This is a genomic window from Gordonia sp. LMA167, from assembly GCF_058130025.1.
Genome location: NZ_CM176708.1, coordinates 2,585,446 through 2,600,848, shown reverse-complemented (window position 1 = coordinate 2,600,848; position 15,403 = coordinate 2,585,446). Strand labels below are relative to the sequence as shown.

13 protein-coding genes are annotated in these 15,403 nt (G+C 66.8%); 5 read left to right on the top strand and 8 right to left on the bottom strand.

The window, feature by feature from the left end; all coding sequences use genetic code 11:
- Positions 1-13 precede the first annotated feature (13 nt).
- Both ACVT6V_RS11740 and ACVT6V_RS11735 read right to left on the bottom strand, forming a co-directional pair.
- Positions 14-1,336 carry a citrate synthase gene (locus tag ACVT6V_RS11740; RefSeq protein ID WP_489899911.1) on the bottom strand — a complete coding sequence of 441 codons (1,323 nt, stop codon included), beginning with the start codon at positions 1,334-1,336 and terminating at the stop codon, positions 14-16.
- A gap of 71 nt (positions 1,337-1,407) precedes the next feature.
- The gene (locus ACVT6V_RS11735; RefSeq protein WP_489899910.1) at positions 1,408-2,352 is read right to left on the bottom strand and encodes a carbohydrate kinase family protein; all 945 of its coding nucleotides are present in this window, start codon (positions 2,350-2,352) and stop codon (positions 1,408-1,410) included.
- 65 nt (positions 2,353-2,417) lie between these two features.
- Between ACVT6V_RS11735 and ACVT6V_RS11730 the strand changes: the two genes are divergently transcribed.
- From ACVT6V_RS11730 to ACVT6V_RS11720, 3 genes are read left to right on the top strand one after another with little or no spacing between them, the layout of a single operon-like run.
- Positions 2,418-3,062, top strand: coding sequence for a 5-oxoprolinase subunit B family protein (locus tag ACVT6V_RS11730; RefSeq protein ID WP_489899909.1), 645 nt, complete (start codon positions 2,418-2,420; stop codon positions 3,060-3,062).
- Positions 3,059-3,946, top strand: coding sequence for a 5-oxoprolinase subunit C family protein (locus tag ACVT6V_RS11725; protein WP_489899908.1), 888 nt, complete (start codon positions 3,059-3,061; stop codon positions 3,944-3,946). Before ACVT6V_RS11730 ends, ACVT6V_RS11725 begins: the two co-directional genes overlap by 4 nt.
- Before the next feature lie 56 nt (positions 3,947-4,002).
- Positions 4,003-5,043, top strand: a complete 1,041-nt coding sequence (locus ACVT6V_RS11720) for an oxygenase MpaB family protein (RefSeq protein WP_489899907.1) — start codon at positions 4,003-4,005, stop codon at positions 5,041-5,043.
- A gap of 349 nt (positions 5,044-5,392) precedes the next feature.
- Here ACVT6V_RS11720 and ACVT6V_RS11715 read toward each other — a convergent pair whose 3' ends face one another.
- The 3 genes from ACVT6V_RS11715 to pdxH all read right to left on the bottom strand — a co-directional run bounded on the left by ACVT6V_RS11715 (position 5,393) and on the right by pdxH (position 8,722).
- On the bottom strand, positions 5,393-6,478 hold the full coding sequence (locus ACVT6V_RS11715) for an isopenicillin N synthase family dioxygenase (protein ID WP_489899906.1): 1,086 nt from the start codon (positions 6,476-6,478) through the stop codon (positions 5,393-5,395).
- A 68-nt stretch (positions 6,479-6,546) separates the two neighbouring features.
- Positions 6,547-7,821, bottom strand: coding sequence for an MFS transporter (locus ACVT6V_RS11710; RefSeq protein ID WP_489899905.1), 1,275 nt, complete (start codon positions 7,819-7,821; stop codon positions 6,547-6,549).
- Positions 7,822-7,996: 175 nt separating this feature from the next.
- On the bottom strand, positions 7,997-8,722 hold the full coding sequence (pdxH, locus tag ACVT6V_RS11705) for a pyridoxamine 5'-phosphate oxidase (RefSeq protein ID WP_489899904.1): 726 nt from the start codon (positions 8,720-8,722) through the stop codon (positions 7,997-7,999).
- Between the two features lie 125 nt (positions 8,723-8,847).
- Here pdxH and ACVT6V_RS11700 point away from each other — a divergent pair, with 125 nt between their 5' ends.
- Both ACVT6V_RS11700 and ACVT6V_RS11695 read left to right on the top strand, forming a co-directional pair.
- The gene (locus tag ACVT6V_RS11700; protein ID WP_489899903.1) at positions 8,848-9,978 is read left to right on the top strand and encodes a citrate synthase 2; all 1,131 of its coding nucleotides are present in this window, start codon (positions 8,848-8,850) and stop codon (positions 9,976-9,978) included.
- 212 nt (positions 9,979-10,190) lie between these two features.
- Entirely contained in the window at positions 10,191-12,050 is a 1,860-nt protein-coding gene (locus ACVT6V_RS11695) for a BCCT family transporter (protein WP_489899902.1), read from the top strand.
- Here the strand turns inward: ACVT6V_RS11695 and ACVT6V_RS11690 are convergent.
- From ACVT6V_RS11690 to ACVT6V_RS11680, 3 genes are read right to left on the bottom strand one after another with little or no spacing between them, the layout of a single operon-like run.
- Entirely contained in the window at positions 12,007-13,653 is a 1,647-nt protein-coding gene (locus ACVT6V_RS11690) for an ABC transporter permease (protein ID WP_489899901.1), read from the bottom strand. The genes ACVT6V_RS11695 and ACVT6V_RS11690 overlap by 44 nt on opposite strands.
- Positions 13,650-14,558: an ABC transporter ATP-binding protein gene (locus ACVT6V_RS11685; RefSeq protein WP_489899900.1), complete on the bottom strand. Its 909-nt coding sequence runs from the start codon at positions 14,556-14,558 to the stop codon at positions 13,650-13,652. Before ACVT6V_RS11685 ends, ACVT6V_RS11690 begins: the two co-directional genes overlap by 4 nt.
- Complete coding sequence (locus tag ACVT6V_RS11680) at positions 14,551-15,216, bottom strand: TetR/AcrR family transcriptional regulator (protein WP_489899899.1); 666 nt, start codon at positions 15,214-15,216, stop codon at positions 14,551-14,553. Before ACVT6V_RS11680 ends, ACVT6V_RS11685 begins: the two co-directional genes overlap by 8 nt.
- Between the last annotated feature and the right edge of the window lie 187 nt (positions 15,217-15,403).

Below are 15,403 nucleotides of genomic sequence, written 5' to 3'. Positions count from 1 at the left end.
ATCGAGCAGAGCGTCAGCGCTGCTGCATGGCCACGTAGTCACGCTCGGTGTAGCCGGTGTACAGCTGGCGCGGACGACCGATCTTCCCGGACGGATCCTCGTGCATCTCGCGCCAGTGGGCGATCCAACCGGGCAGCCGGCCGAGGGCGAATAGCACGGTGAACATCCGTGTCGGGAAGCCCATCGCACGGTAGATGACGCCGGTGTAGAAGTCCACATTCGGGTAAAGCTTGCGCTCGATGAAGTAGTCGTCGGACAGCGCCACTTCTTCGAGGCCCTTGGCGATGTCGAGCAGGTCGTCCTGCACGCCAAGCGATTCCAGGATCGTGTCGGCGGTCTTCTTGACGATGGCGGCGCGCGGATCGTAATTCTTGTACACGCGGTGACCGAAGCCCATGAGCTTCACACCGTCTTCTTTGTTCTTCACCTTGTTCATGAAGGCCTGGGTGTCGCCGCCGGACTCACGGATCTCGTCGAGCATCTCGAGCACCGCCTGGTTGGCGCCACCGTGGAGCGGACCCCAGAGTGCGTTGATGCCGCCGGAGATCGAGGTGAACAGGTTGGCCTGCGACGAGCCGACGAGGCGCACGGTCGAGGTGGAGCAGTTCTGCTCGTGGTCGGCGTGCAGGATGAACAGCATGTCGAGGGCCTTGGCGACCTCGGGGTTCACCTCGTAGGGCTCGGCCGGGAAGCCGAAGGTCATCCGCAGGAAGTTCTCCACGAGGCTCAGCGAGTTGTCCGGGTAGAGGAACGGCTGCCCCACCGACTTCTTGTAGGCATAGGCCGCGATGGTGGGCAGCTTCGCCAACAGACGGATCGTGGACAGCTCCACCTGCTCGGGGTCCTTGGGATCCAGCGAGTCCTGGTAGTACGCCGACAGTGCGTTGACCGCGGAGGACAGCACGGGCATCGGGTGCGCATTGCGCGGGAAGCCGTCGAAGAAGCGCTTGAGATCCTCGTGCAGCAGCGTGTGCCGACGGATCTTGTCGGTGAACTCCTCGAGCTGAGCCGGGGTGGGCAGTTCCCCGTAGATCAGCAGGTAGCTCACCTCGATGAAGGTCGACTTCTCGGCGAGCTGATCGATCGGGATGCCCCGGTAGCGGAGGATGCCGGCGTCACCGTCGATGTAGGTGATCGCGGACTTCGTCGACGCCGTGTTGACGAAGCCACCGTCGAAGGTGGTCAACCCGGTCTCGGCGAGGAACTTGCCGAGGCCGACGGAGTCGGAACCCTCGGTCGCCTTCAGGATCGGAAGCTCCAGCTGACCACCGGGGTAGGTAAAGGTCGCTGATGCCGTATCGGACGCCTGGTCAGCTGGGACTGTTTCAGCGGACACTCGAACCCCTTTACTCAGGTGAGAGTTTATGTTCTACGCAGATCCGGATAAGGAAGCTGTTGGGTATCAACCTAGTCGCTTGCCAGCTCGCTCGCCCACGGAGGGTCCGCGCCCGGACGTGAAACGGTGATCGCAGCCACCTGACCTGCATATTCAGCGGTCTGCCGCCACTGGTCGGGACCGAGCTCGGCGAGAGCCCGCGGAGACAGTGCGCCGGTGCGGTCCAGATGTCGGAGCACTCCACCCATAACGCTGTCACCTGCACCGATCGTGTCGACCACGGTGGTCGCGGAGGCCGGCGAACGTACCGTTCCGGCCTTGGTGGCGACTGTGATCCCCTCGGCGCCGGCGGTCGTTATGATCGCGCTCACACCTGCCGCGAGCCAATCCTGCGGCCCGGTCCCGTCCGGGCCGACACCCAGCCAGTCGGCGTCCTCATCGGACAGTTTCACCAGGTCGACCGCATCCATCCAGGACGCGAACCGCCGACGATAGGCGTCCGCGTCGTCGATCACCGCCGTCCGGATGTTGGGATCGATCGCCACCAGACGGCCCTCCTCGTGACACTTGTGCAGCAGTGATTCATACACCGACGCACCGGGTTCCAGCACCATCGACAAGGTGCCGAAACAGACGGCGGCCACCGTCGACGGCAGTGTTCGGGGCGGCTCGACCAGCCGATCGGCGGTGCCTTCCACATAAAACGAGTACTGGGCCGCACCGTCGGCTCCGATGGTGGCCAGTGCCAGCGAGGTCGGCTCGGACCGACGCTGGACCAGCGTGGTCCCGACTCCCGCGGCATGCAGAGCCGCGATGATCGCGTCGCCGTAGGTGTCCGTGGACACCGCGGAGCACAACGAGACCGCGCTGCCGAGCCGGCCGAGCGTCACCGCGACGTTGAACGGACCGCCACCGAGCGCAGGCTGCAGCGCCGGGAGCCTGCCGGTGTTGCCCGCGGCCGATTCGGCCTGGACGACGTCGACCAGAGCTTCTCCGCAGACCACGATCTCACGCATCAACGACCTCCTGTTGCTGGTGTCATGGTGCCACTTGTGCGCATCGGCGCCGGTAGGTTGGGCATATGCGAGAGTTGCCCGCCGGATTCGATGCGGTGTTGCTCGATTTCTCCGCCGAACCGGCCCCACAGGCTGCCGTCGGCCGTGCGGCGTCGGCACTGCGCCGCGCCGTCGAGTCCGGCGCCTTGCAGGTCGCTGACCTGATCCCGAGTGGACAGACCCTCCTCGTGCAGTCCGAACGCGGCAGCGGTGTCGACATCCTCGGTATTCATCGGGCTCTTCGCGGTCTGGCCGACATCGCGGACGAGGATTCGACGCCGCGTGAGGTCCGCATCCCGGTGACCTACGACGGCCCCGACCTCGCCGGCGTCGCCGACATTCTCGGCATCACCGTCGACGACGTCATCGAGATCCACCGGTCCACGGTGTGGCGGGTGCAGTTCATGGGTTTCGCTCCGGGGTTCGGTTACCTTGTGCCGCACGATGTTCCGGACCATCCGTTTGAGCACGTCGGCCGGCGCGACGAGGCAAGGACCCGGGTTCCGGCGGGCTCGGTCGCCCTCGCCGCCGGCTACAGTGCGGTCTATCCCCGCGTCAGCCCCGGCGGATGGCATCTGCTGGGCTCGACCACGATCACCCTGTGGGACGAGACCGCCACTCCCCCAGCTCTGCTGGAGCCGGGATCACTGGTGAGGTTCGTCGACGGATGACCGAGGCACAGACGAAGGCGCTCATCGTCGCCGAGCCCGGACCGCTTGCCACGGTCCAGGACCTGGGACGGCCGGGCTACTCCCACCTCGGGGTACCCGTGTCGGGCGGCGCCGACCGAACCTCCATGACCCTCGCGAATCGTCTCGTCGGCAATCCGGAATCCGCCGCCGTCATCGAGACGACCATGGGCGGCTTACGCATTCGCGCGACCGGCGTGCTCGTGACCGCGGTGACCGGGGCACGTGCCGACGTGCTCGTCGACGGCTCACCGGTCGGTACCGACGCCGCGATCACGGTGCCCCACGGGTCCGAGCTCGCCGTCGGTATCCCGAGGTCGGGCTGTCGCAACTACGTCGCCGTGCGCGGGGGCATCGACGTCGCCCAGGTCTTGGGGTCACGATCCACCGATACGCTCTCCGGCCTCGGACCGGAGCCGTTGCGCGCCGGCTCGCGACTGTTGGTGGGTGTGGTGGCCGGCGCGTGGCCGACGGTGTCCTCCGCGCCGGTGGCCAACGACGATTCCGACGTCGCGGAGCTCGAGATCACCGCCGGACCCCGCCGCGACCAGGTGGCGTCGCCCCGCGACCTGCTGCGCGGGTTGTGGGAGGTCAGCGTCGACAGCAACCGGGTCGGCGTGCGTCTCGATCGTCCGACCGGCTCGGAGGAGCCGCTCGTGACACATCGATCCGATAGTGACGAGTTGGCCTCGGAGGGCGTGCCGCACGGTGCGGTGCAGATCCCGCCCAGCGGCCGTCCCGTCCTGTTCCTCGCCGACCATCCGGTGACCGGCGGCTATCCGGTGGTCGCCGTCCTGACATCCGGCGCGATCGACCTCACCGCCCAGCTCGTCGCCGGCCGGCTGGTCCGATTCCGGGAACGGTGACGCGCCGGCATCCTCCCGATTGACACCCCGCTGAGACGATTCTAGTCTTTCGTCTCATGACCGAGGTGCTGACGACCACTCCCGATGGCGCGACCGACGACCCGCGTGACGTGCGCGGTCCACGCGCCGAGGACTACGAGCCGTTGGGCCCCGACTCGCTGACGTGGCAGATCTGGGGCACCTGGACGGGCATGTTCCAGGGGCTGTGGGCGGGCTCGATGCAGAACATGCACCCGAAGTTGGGCGCCGCCGTCTGGGATCACTCGGACTTCTTCGGCGAGCGGTGGCAGCGCCTGATGCGCTCGCTCTATCCCATCAGCGGCGTGGTGTTCGACAGCGTTGCGGTGGGCAACACGACCGGACGCGAGGTCCGGGACTATCACCGTGACATCAAGGGGACCATGGAGGACGGCTCGCGCTATCACGCGCTCGATCCGGACGTCTTCTACTGGGCGCACGCCACCTTCTGGTACGGCAACGTCCGCTTGTGTGAACGATTCGGCCCGTGGCTCAGCGACGATCAGAAGCGTCAACTGTTCGAGGAGTCCAAGGCCTGGTACGCGATGTACGGCGTGTCGATGCGTCCCGTCCCAGAGACCTACGAGGATTTCCTCGACTACTGGGACCACATGTGTCGCAACGTTCTTCGCGATCATCCAGCGGTGCGCACGGTGCTCGACATCGGTCAGCTGCCGCCGCCCCCGTTCCTCCGGTTCATCCCGGAGTCGATCTGGTTCCGGCGCATGGCACCGACCAATCAGCGCTTCTTCACCTGGCTCACCACCGGGTTCTACGACGAGCCGGTCCGCGAGATGATGGGCCTGTCCTGGACCGAACGCGATGAACGCCGGTTCCGACTGCTGGGCCGCGCGATCAATCTCGTGATGCACCGTGCGCTGCCGAAACGCCTCCTGCGCCATCCGCGACCACGTGACGCCTGGGATCGGGTGACCGGCCGTGTCGCCACGGATGCGCCGCTGGTGCAGACCCCCACCCGTAACCTCCCGCCGGAGGCCGAGCACGACAACCCGATGCACTACTGCCCCGTGCACGCCGCGCGCCGGGCCACCTACCCGGGCCGGGTCAGCACCAGTTGAGCGTCCCGCCCTGTGATTCCCTCCCCCGCTGAGCCATCCTCCGCTGATCGAGTAGGCGACGAGCGCCTCTCTCCGCTGATCGATAAGCGAGGAGCGCCCCTCTCCGCTGATCGAGTAGGCGACGAGCGCCCCTCTCTCCGCTGATCGAGTAGGCGACGAGCGCAGCGAGGAGCCGTATCGAGATCACGCCCTCCCCGCTGATCGAGTAGGCGACAGCCTTATCGAGATCCCACCCTCCCCGCTGATCGAGTAGGCGACAGCCTTATCGAGATCACGCCCTCCCCCGCTGATCGAGTAGGCGACGAGCGCAGCGAGGAGCCGTATCGAGATCCCGCCCACACACCTGCCCCTACTGCTGGCCCAACCCTCGTTGCATCGCCTGACGGACCCGCTGCGCCTCCCGCCGGGCGTATGGATTCGATTGTCCGGCACGTGAACCCGCAAGCTTGGCGCCGATGTGCTCGCCGACGGTGATCGGCGAGTATCGGCTGCCGGCACCCACACAGGACGGCAGGGTCGAGATCGTCGCGTCGATGTTGCCGTCGTGGAAGAACGCCGCCGAACGACGTCGCTCGATGGACCCGTCGACGACCGGCGGCTTGACCCGGTGCAACGTCGACATCCAGCGCTCGTTGGTCCAGCGCGCCATCAGGTCGCCCAGGTTGATCAGCAGAGCGCCATCGACCGGCTCCACATCGTGCCAATCACCGTGCCGGTCGAGCACCTGCAGGCCCTTCACCTGGTCGGCCCACAACACCGTGACGATGCCATAGTCGGTGTGCTCGCCCATACCCGTGAGGTCCCCGTCCAGTTTCACCTCGCCGGGCGGGAGCGCGTAGTTGTTCATCCGCAGGACGTCGAGCGAATGATCGGTGTAGCTGTCGAAGAAGTCGGGCGGAAGGTCGAGTGCGTCGGCGAAGATGCGGGTCAGCGCGTGGGCCACGCGAGAGGCCTCGGCGAAATAGGCCGACACCGCCGCCTCGAAGTGGTCGACCGATGGCCAGGTGTTGCCGGCGTACTGATCGTCGGGGAGGTCGAGGTCGGGATAGGCCGTCGCCTCCACACCGACGTTGAACGCCTCGAAGAAATCGTTCATACGATCGGCCGGCTCGACGCCGAGGCTCAACGACAGCGACTCCGACTTCGGCGGCGAATAACCGCGATTGATCTCGGGCGGCGTGCGATAGGCCTTCTTGGCGTCGAGTGGCAGCGCGAAGAAGTCGTCCATCACCGCCGTGAACTCGTCGATGACGGCCGGCGGGATCTCGTGGCCGACGATCTGGATGAAGCCGACGGTACTCGCCGCGTCATCGAGCTGAGTGGCCACCACCGCACGCTCGGCCGCGCTCCCGTTGGCCGTGTACGGGGTGATGTCGATGACCGGCACCGAAAAGGTCCCCGCGGGGTGGTCGACTACCGCGCTCATGGCTCCCATAGTGGCACCGAATCAGCGATCTCGCTGATCAGGCAGGTCGCCGCGCACGCCGGTCACGACTTGCGAGGTCACGCGAGCTGTCCGGCGCGGTACCGGACGAACGCCGGAATGGCCAGCGCGGCAACGATGGTCAAGACGATCACACCGATACCGCCGCCCGCGGTCGCCACCGCGGTGCCGACGACCGCGGCCGCCGCCCCGTGTGTGACGTCCGCGATTCGCGGGCCGCCGGCGACCACCACGATGAACACGCCCTGCAACCGGCCGCGCACCTCGTCGGTCGCGGCCGCCTGCAACATGGTCTGGCGAAACGCCGCCGAGGCCATGTCCGCGGCCCCTCCCACCATCAGCGCGACGACCACCACGGGCAGGATCGGCAACGCGGTTCCGTGGGCGAAGAACAGGGCACACCCGGCCACGGTGATCGCTGCACCCCAGATCAGGATGCACACGATGACCGCGAGCCCCTGCCGACGCACCCGCCCGACCCAGCCGGAGAACACTCCGCCGATCACCGCACCCAGCGGAATCGCCGCGAAGAGCAGGGCGAAAGCCCATCCGCCACCCTCCGGCCCGCCGAAGTTCTCGTTCGCCATCTGCGGGAACAGGGCACGCGGCATGCCGAAGATCATCGCGATCAGGTCGACGAGGAAGCTGGCCAACAGCACGCGATGATCGCGCAGGTAGATGAAACCGTCGAGGACCGAACGTAATCCGGCGACGGGCCGACGCTCACCGGGTGTGTGTTCGGGCTTGAGCGACGGCAACCGGATCACCGCCCACAGCGTGGCGAACAGGCCGATCGTGTCCACCAGGTAGAGCGTGGAGTAGCCGAGGACCGGGATCAGCGCACCACCGGCGAGCGGTCCTGCGATGGCGCCGGCCTGCATGACGGTCATGTTCAAGGAGTTGGCCGCCGGAAGTTCGGTCAACGGCAGCAGGCGCGGCAGCACCGCCGTTCGCGTCGGCTGGTTCACCGCGAAGAACGCCTGCTGAACGGCGAAGACGCACAACAAGAGCCAGACATTCCCGACATCGAGCGCCGCCTGCAGCCAGAACACCGCACTGCATCCGATGAGGCCGAAGGTGCTGATGATCAGGATCAGCCGGCGGTCGAAGACATCGGACAACGCACCGCCCCAGAGTCCGAACACGATCAGCGGAACCAGGCCGAAGACGCCGGTCAGACCGACATACGCGGAGCTGCCGGTGATCTGGTAGATCTGCGCGGGTACGGCCACGACCGTGAGCTGTGCACCGATGACGGTGATGATGTTCGCCGTCCACAGCCGACGGAAATATGCGTTGGCGAGCGGGCTGGTGTCGGCGAGCAAGCGGGGCACCAGCGAAGTTTAGTGGAGGTAACGATTGCCGCGGTCGGCACGGCTCCCCTACCCAAAACCGCCCCAGACAGTGCGGCGGTCGGCATTTCGCCGGCGGCGGCGCCGTGCCGGGCGGAGTTCAGTGGGAAGTTGGGTGCGGAGGTCAGTGCGGACCCCGACGTCGCCTGGGCGCACCTCACGGCTGCAGCCGCTGCACCCGCCAACCATCGTCGACCCACGTCAGCCGGACCCGGTTGTGCAACCGGTTCGCCCTGCCCTGCCAGAACTCGACGACCTGTGGCACCAGGCGGTACCCACCCCAGGTCGGCGGTACGGGCACCTCGTCGACGGAATCGAAGCCGCCGAACCGGTCGGCCACCGCGGCGGCACGGGCCTCGAGTTCGGCGCGGCTGCCGATCGGCTGCGACTGCTCGGACGCGAACGCGGACAGCTGCGACCCCCGGGGCCGCATGTACCAGTACTCCTGGGTCTCCTCGGGTGTGACATGTTCCACCGGCCCCCGGAAGTGCACCTGGCGCTCCAGGGCGATCCACGGAAATGTCACCGCGGCATACGGATTGGCCGCGAGATCCTGGCCCTTGTCGGAATCGTAACCGGTGTAGAAGACGATCCCGCCGGCATCGGCACCCTTGCAGAGGACCGCGCGCGTCGACGGCCTGCCCCCGGCGTCGGCGGTCCCGAGCACCATGGCGTTGGGTTCGGCGATCCGCGAGTCGATCGCCTCGCGCAGCCAGACGGTGAACAGGTCGAGCCAGGGCGGATCACCACGCAGCCAGGACGGATCGAGATTCTCACGGACACCGTCCGCACCCGCGGCGCGGTCCCCCTCCCCGACGTTCGGCGGTATGCCACCGCCATAGCCGACACGCATGTTCGGCAGGTCTATCGGTTGATCCGCCATTTTCGAGAGGCTACTCCGCGAGGCATTGTTACTCTCCGGTATGACGGCTCATGGCACCTGATTTAGAGTCCTCAGTGTTTCCCACGCGCTCCACCACGGCACAGCGTCGACGTTAGGCGGTATCGATGTCCAACACAGTTCCCGACGACTTCGTACCCGGCCTGGAAGGTGTGGTCGCGTTCACCACCGAGATCGCCGAACCCGACAAGGACGGCGGAAACCTGCGGTATCGCGGCGTCGACATCGAAGACCTCGTGGAGAACAACGTCACCTTTGCCGACGTGTGGGCGCTGTTGGTCGACGGCAGGTTCGGCAACGGGCTCCCACCGGCCGAACCGTTCCCGCTGCCCATCCACACCGGCGACGTCCGGGTCGATGTCCAGGCCGCGCTCGCGATGCTGGCCCCCATCTGGGGTTACCAGCCGCTGCTCGACATCGACGACGCCACCGCGCGTGCCAATCTCGCCCGGGCCTCGGTCATGGCGCTCTCCTACGTCGCCCAGTCGGCGCGCGGCATTCATCAACCAGCCGTGCCGCAGCACGTCATCGACGAATGCGACACGGTGACGGCTCGCTTCATGACCCGATGGAAGGGCGATCCGGACCCCAAGCACATCCGCGCCATCGACGCCTATTGGGTCAGCGCGGCCGAGCACGGACTCAATGCGTCGACGTTCACCGCGCGGGTCATCGCGTCGACCGGCGCCGATGTCGCGGCCGCGTTGTCGGGTGCGATCGGCGCGATGTCGGGCCCGCTGCACGGTGGCGCGCCGGCGCGGGTGCTGCCCATGATCGAAGAGGTGGAGACCACCGGCGACGCACGTGGTCTGGTGAAGGGTGTGCTCGACCGCAAGGAGAAGTTGATGGGCTTCGGCCACCGGGTCTACCGGGCCGAGGACCCGCGCGCCCGGGTGCTGCGTCGCACCGCGCAGGAGCTCGGCGTCCCGCGCTACGAGGTGGCCGCCGCACTCGAACAGGCTGCCCTGACCGAGCTCCGCGAGCGGCGACCTGACCGCGCGATCGAGACGAACGTCGAGTTCTGGGCGGCGGTGATCCTCGACTTCGCGGAGGTGCCGCCGCACATGATGCCGGCGATGTTCACCTGCGGCCGAACCGCCGGATGGTGCGCGCATGTCCTGGAGCAGAAACGGCTCGGCAAACTGGTCCGGCCTGCGGCCATCTACACCGGTCCCGGACCGCGCCGCCCGGAGGACGTCACCGGCTGGAACGACGTGAAACCCGCGCCCGGCCTCTGATCCGGGGCCTTGTCGCCGCCGCACACGCCTGTGCTCCCGCGCCGCGCGTCAGGGCAGGCGATGTCGTAGGGTCGGTAAAGAGCGACCGTGGAAACGGTAAAGCAAACGTAACGATTGTCCGTCTTCCACCGCCTGACCACGCATTCGCCGCAGTACGGTCGAACGTGACGCGCCGAATGAGGACCGCGCAGTGCTCTTAGAGGGAGCGGAACATGTTTGCCCATGCCTGGCGGGAACAACACAAACCGGTGTTCGTGACCGCATCACTGATCATCTTCGCGTTGCTGACCTTCGCGGTGATCTACGCGAGCACGGCGGCCGACGCCTTCCAACAGCTCAACGACTGGATCACCTCCGGCGTCGGCTGGTGGTACATCCTGATCGTCACCGGCTTCGTCATTTTCGCGCTGTACTGCGCGATCAGCCGCATCGGCAGCATCAAGCTCGGTAAGGACGACGAGGAACCCGAGTTCGGTGTGCTGTCGTGGTTTGCGATGCTCTTCGCCGCCGGTATGGGCATCGGCCTGGTCTTCTACGGCGTGGCCGAGCCACTGTCGCACTACGTCACCCCGCCGGAGGCCGGCGGCATCGAGGGCTCCACGGATGCCGCGGCCAACCAGGCGATGGAACTGACCCTGTTCCACTGGGGGCTGCACGCCTGGGGCATCTACGTCGTGGTCGGACTCGGTCTCGCGTACATGACCTTCCGCAAGGGGCGTCCGCTGGCGGTGCGCTGGCTGCTCGAGCCGCTCATCGGGCGCGAGCGGGTCGAGGGCTGGATCGGACATCTCGTCGACGTCGTCGCGATCGTCGGCACCCTGTTCGGCGTCGCCACCTCGTTGGGCTTCGGCATCCAGCAGATCTCCGCGGGCCTGGAGTATCTGGGCTGGCTGACCGTCAACAACTGGGTCGTCGTGATCATGATCACCGCGATCACCGGGCTGGCGATCTTCTCCGTCGTCACCGGGGTCACCAAAGGTCTGCGCTGGCTGTCCAACATCAACATGGCGGTGGCGGCAATCCTGGCCGCTTTCGTCCTGATCCTCGGCTCGACCCTGTTCTTGCTGCAGTCCTGGGTACAGAACATGGGCAACTACATCGCCAGCCTGCCCGAGCTGATGCTGCGGACCGCCCCGTTCGCCGACGACGGGTGGATGGGCTCGTGGACCATCTTCTACTGGGGATGGTGGATCAGCTGGGCGCCTTTCGTGGGCATGTTCATCGCGCGCATCTCGCGAGGCCGCACCATCCGTCAGTTCGTGAGCGGCGTGCTGCTACTGCCGACGTTCATCAGCGCCATCTGGTTCACGATCTTCGGTGACTCCGGCATTCTCCGTCAGCAACAGGAAGGCAACATGCTCGACGACGGGAGTGTCAACGCGAGCACCTCGTTGTTCCAATTGCTCGACGGTTTTCCGCTGGCCGCGGTCACCAGCGTGATCGCCATCATCGTCGTGGTGATGTTCTTCGTGACCTCGTCGGACTCCGGGTCACTGGTGGTCGACATGCTCGCCACCGGCGGAAAGATGGAGACCCCGTGGGTGACGCGGGTCTACTGGGCGGCGCTGGAAGGTGTGTGTGCCGCCGTCCTCTTGCTGGTCGGTGGCACCGATTCACTGACCGCGTTGCAGACGATGTCCATCGCCACCGCCGTCCCGTTCTCCATCGTCATGGTGCTCGCCTGCATCTCCCTGCTACGCGCGTTCCACTACGACCTCGCGGTGCGTCCGAGGTATCTGCATCTCAGTCTCGGCGACGGGACCGGGACACTCGCGCAGACCGAGCCCGCGCCGGGCGCGCATCGGCACGAGCGACACCGGGTACCCATCTCCGCGACGTTCGCCGGGTTGCCCGAGGAGGCCGACCAGCCCGAGCACGACGGTCTGATCGTCGCCGTCCACGAGGTTCCCCATCACGCCGTGACCGTCGACCCGGACACCGGTTCGTTCTCGATGGGCTCCTACGACGAGCCCGAGGATCCCCTCGGTGAGCATGTCGACCTCGCCGGCCCGGTGGAGGACGAACTGATCAACCAATCTGACGACGTCGAAAGCTCACCCAGCCAACCGTAGCGAAAACCGCTGACACACAGAGCATCACCACGACGGGCGTCCAGTTCATCGACTCCACCGGCACCAACGGTGAATGAGTGAAGGGCGACAGGTCATCGACCCACTGCGGTAGATCGAACATGCCCGACAGCGGGCCGAGGAACAGCGAGACGACCACGACGATCCAGCCGACATGCGCCAACACCGGCCGGATCGCATACAGCGCGAGCGCGAGTGTGACGACGACCAGGATTGCCGGGAGCTGTGCGGCACCCGTCTGCACCGCGTTGACCGCCGGTGTACTCCACCCGCCACCGGCGACTCCGGACCCGATCACCATGCCCAGCCCGACGGTGACCATCAGGATGACCGCGCCTCCCGCCGCGATGGCGACATACGTCCGGTAGTAGCGGGTGCGCGAGGTCGGCGTGGCGAGCAACACCTCGGTGCGGGCACCGGTCTCTTCGGCCCGCAGCCGTTCGGCGAGATTCACTCCCCAGGCGCTCGATGCGACCGCGAGGAATCCCATCATCGTCATGCCGAACAAGGTGCTCAAGGTGGCATCCCCGAGGGCCGCGCGCAGGATCTGATCGAACTGCTGGTTGCCCTTCGTCAGATCCTCAACGGAGGGCTGCATGAAACCGACGATCAGCGAATAGACGAACAGCCCGCCCATCCAGGAGATGAGCAGCGGTCGGGACAGGCGCACGCCGAGGGCCTCGATGCTGGTCAGTCCGGCACTCTCGGCCGGACCCGCCCTCGGGGCGATCAGGCCTGCCCCCAGGTCACGCCGCACCGCCACCCATCCCGCCACGACGAGTCCGAACACGAAGACCGCCAGCGACAGGAGGGCGGGAAGCAGGTTGTCCGCACCGAACGGATCGATCTCCTCTGCCCAACCAATCGGATTCGACCATCGCAGCCACCCCCACCCGTCAGTCGCGTCGGCGGCACCACGCAGCAGATATCCCACGAGCACAACCGAACTCGCGGCGAGATTGGCGATGTGCGACGTGGTCGCGATCTGGGCAGCGACCAATGCCACGGCGATGGCGGCGAAACCGGTGGCCGCGTACTGGGCGAACACGGCCGCCACATCGGCCGGCCCGGCTCCCATCGGGACCAGGATCAGCGACATCGCCAGCGACACGATCACGGTGAAGCCGGCCGCGACACAGACCGCTGCCGCCGCGGGAGCGAGCCCGCCGACCGCGCCGGCCCGGATGAGCTCGGTTCGTCCGAGCTCCTCCTCCTTGCGGGTCTGGCGGACCGTCATCAACGCCGCGCAGACGCCGAGGGCCGCGATCAGGAAGAGACCCGCACGCCACGAGACCAGCGCTGCGGTGGGCTCGAGATGATCCAGTTCGCCCAGCAGGAACCGGAATGCGGCGTTGGACCCGGGGCCGAGCTGGAGATCGGCACGCTGCCCTGTGGTTCCGTACATCGCGGTGATCGCCCTCGCGGTGGACAGGTCGATGATGACGAAGAGGGCGATGGTGACCGGAGCGATGATCCGCTCGCGCCGCAGCCCGAGTCGAAACAACGTCCCGAAGCGCGCGAACTCGCGCGTCACTCCGGCGTCGGTCCCGACCCCCACCGGGGTCGGTGTGGTGGTCGCGGTCATGCCGGCATGTCCGTCCGGTCGTCGTAGACGTGTAGGAACAACTCCTCGAGGCTGGGTGGCTCCACGGCAAGGCTCGTGACGTCGTGTTGTGCGAGAACCCGGGTGACGCCGCCCAGCCCTGAGTCCTCGACCGTGAAGGTGACCGCCTGGCCGTCGACGACGAAATCGTGCACGCCGTCGACCGATTCCAGATCGGTGGCGCCCGAACGGATCGTCGCGGTGACCCGGGACCGGCGCAGATGCCGCAACTCGACCAGCGGACCGGACTGGATGGTCTTCCCGGCACGGATGATGGTGACCGACTCGCAGAGTTGCTCGACCTCGTCGAGCAGATGGCTCGACATGAGCACCGCGGCACCGCGGGCCGCGACGTCGCGGACACAATCGGTGAACTCACGGGTCATCAGCGGGTCGAGTCCCGAGGTCGGCTCGTCGAGCACGAGCAACTCACACTCAGCGGACAGCGCAGCAACCAGAGCGACCTTCTGCCGGTTGCCTTTCGAGTACGTGGACGCCTTCTTCGTCGGGTCGAGGTCGAACCGATCGATGAGTTCCGCTTTGCGCGCGGCAGATTCGCGACGCACGCCTCGCAGGGACAGGAGCAGGTCGATACATTCGCCGCCGGAAAGCTGCGGCCACAGGTTGACGTCGCCCGGAACGTAGGCGAGCCGTCGATGGATCGTCACCGCATCGACCATCGGGTTCATTCCGAACACCTCGACGTGCCCACCGTCGGGCCGGTACATCCCCAGCAGCGTTCGGATCGTGGTGGACTTGCCCGCGCCGTTGGGCCCGAGGAAGCCGGCGATCTCGCCGCGCCGCACGGTCAGATCCAGCCCGTCGAGCGCGACGAATGTACCGAATCTCTTTCGGAGACCGGATACCTCGATCACCACATCAGCCATGTTCAGCATCATGTTCCTCCCGGTAGGTCAACACCGCGTCGAGCAGGGAGTCATCGGCCATGACCCCGTGCACCGCCAGTTCGGTCGCCGGCACCACGACCCGATCGACGTAGGACCGCAGGATCGCCCCCGCGTCGGACCAGTCGTCCGGCGGATTCATCACCACATCGACCAGCAGCGCACCCATCGACTGCGCGACCATGTAGCGCGCCCTGGCCGCCTCGTCACGCGAGGGCCGTATCGTGCCTGCCGCGACACCGCCACGGAACGTTGCCTCGGCATCCTGCGCCAGGTGCTCGAGCAGTTGGCGTGCCATCTCGCCACCGGCCTGCAGACTGCGGATCAGATAAACGATGCGAGGACCGTCGGTGTCGATCGAATCCATCTTCGCCAGGAATCCGGAAAATGCCGAAGCACCCGGCTGCGACTCGAGACCCCGTTCGTTGGCCTCCCGCGTCTGGCGCAACACGTGCGCATCACACTCGGCGCGCAGCTTCTCCTTGCTGCCGAAGTGGTGGATGACCAGACCGGGACTGACCCCCGCAGAGTCGGCGATGGTCCGCACGGTCGCGGAGAACCCGTCGCGAGCGAACACTTCGACGGCGGTGTCGCGTAGACGTGCCCGGGTGGAGCGGTCATCCGCGTCGACTAAACGCATGTTCAACACATTAAACACGCGTTCAGCCCGGGTCAAGAGCGCGTTCGCACCATCCGCGCACCCGGCACGTGTCCACGCACGTCGCGAGGCGTGCGCGACCACAGCGGGTGCGCGGGTGCCGACAGCTCATGCCGCCGGGACCAGGAGAATCCGCCCACAAGGGGCCGCAGCCCGGGTGGTCGGCGCC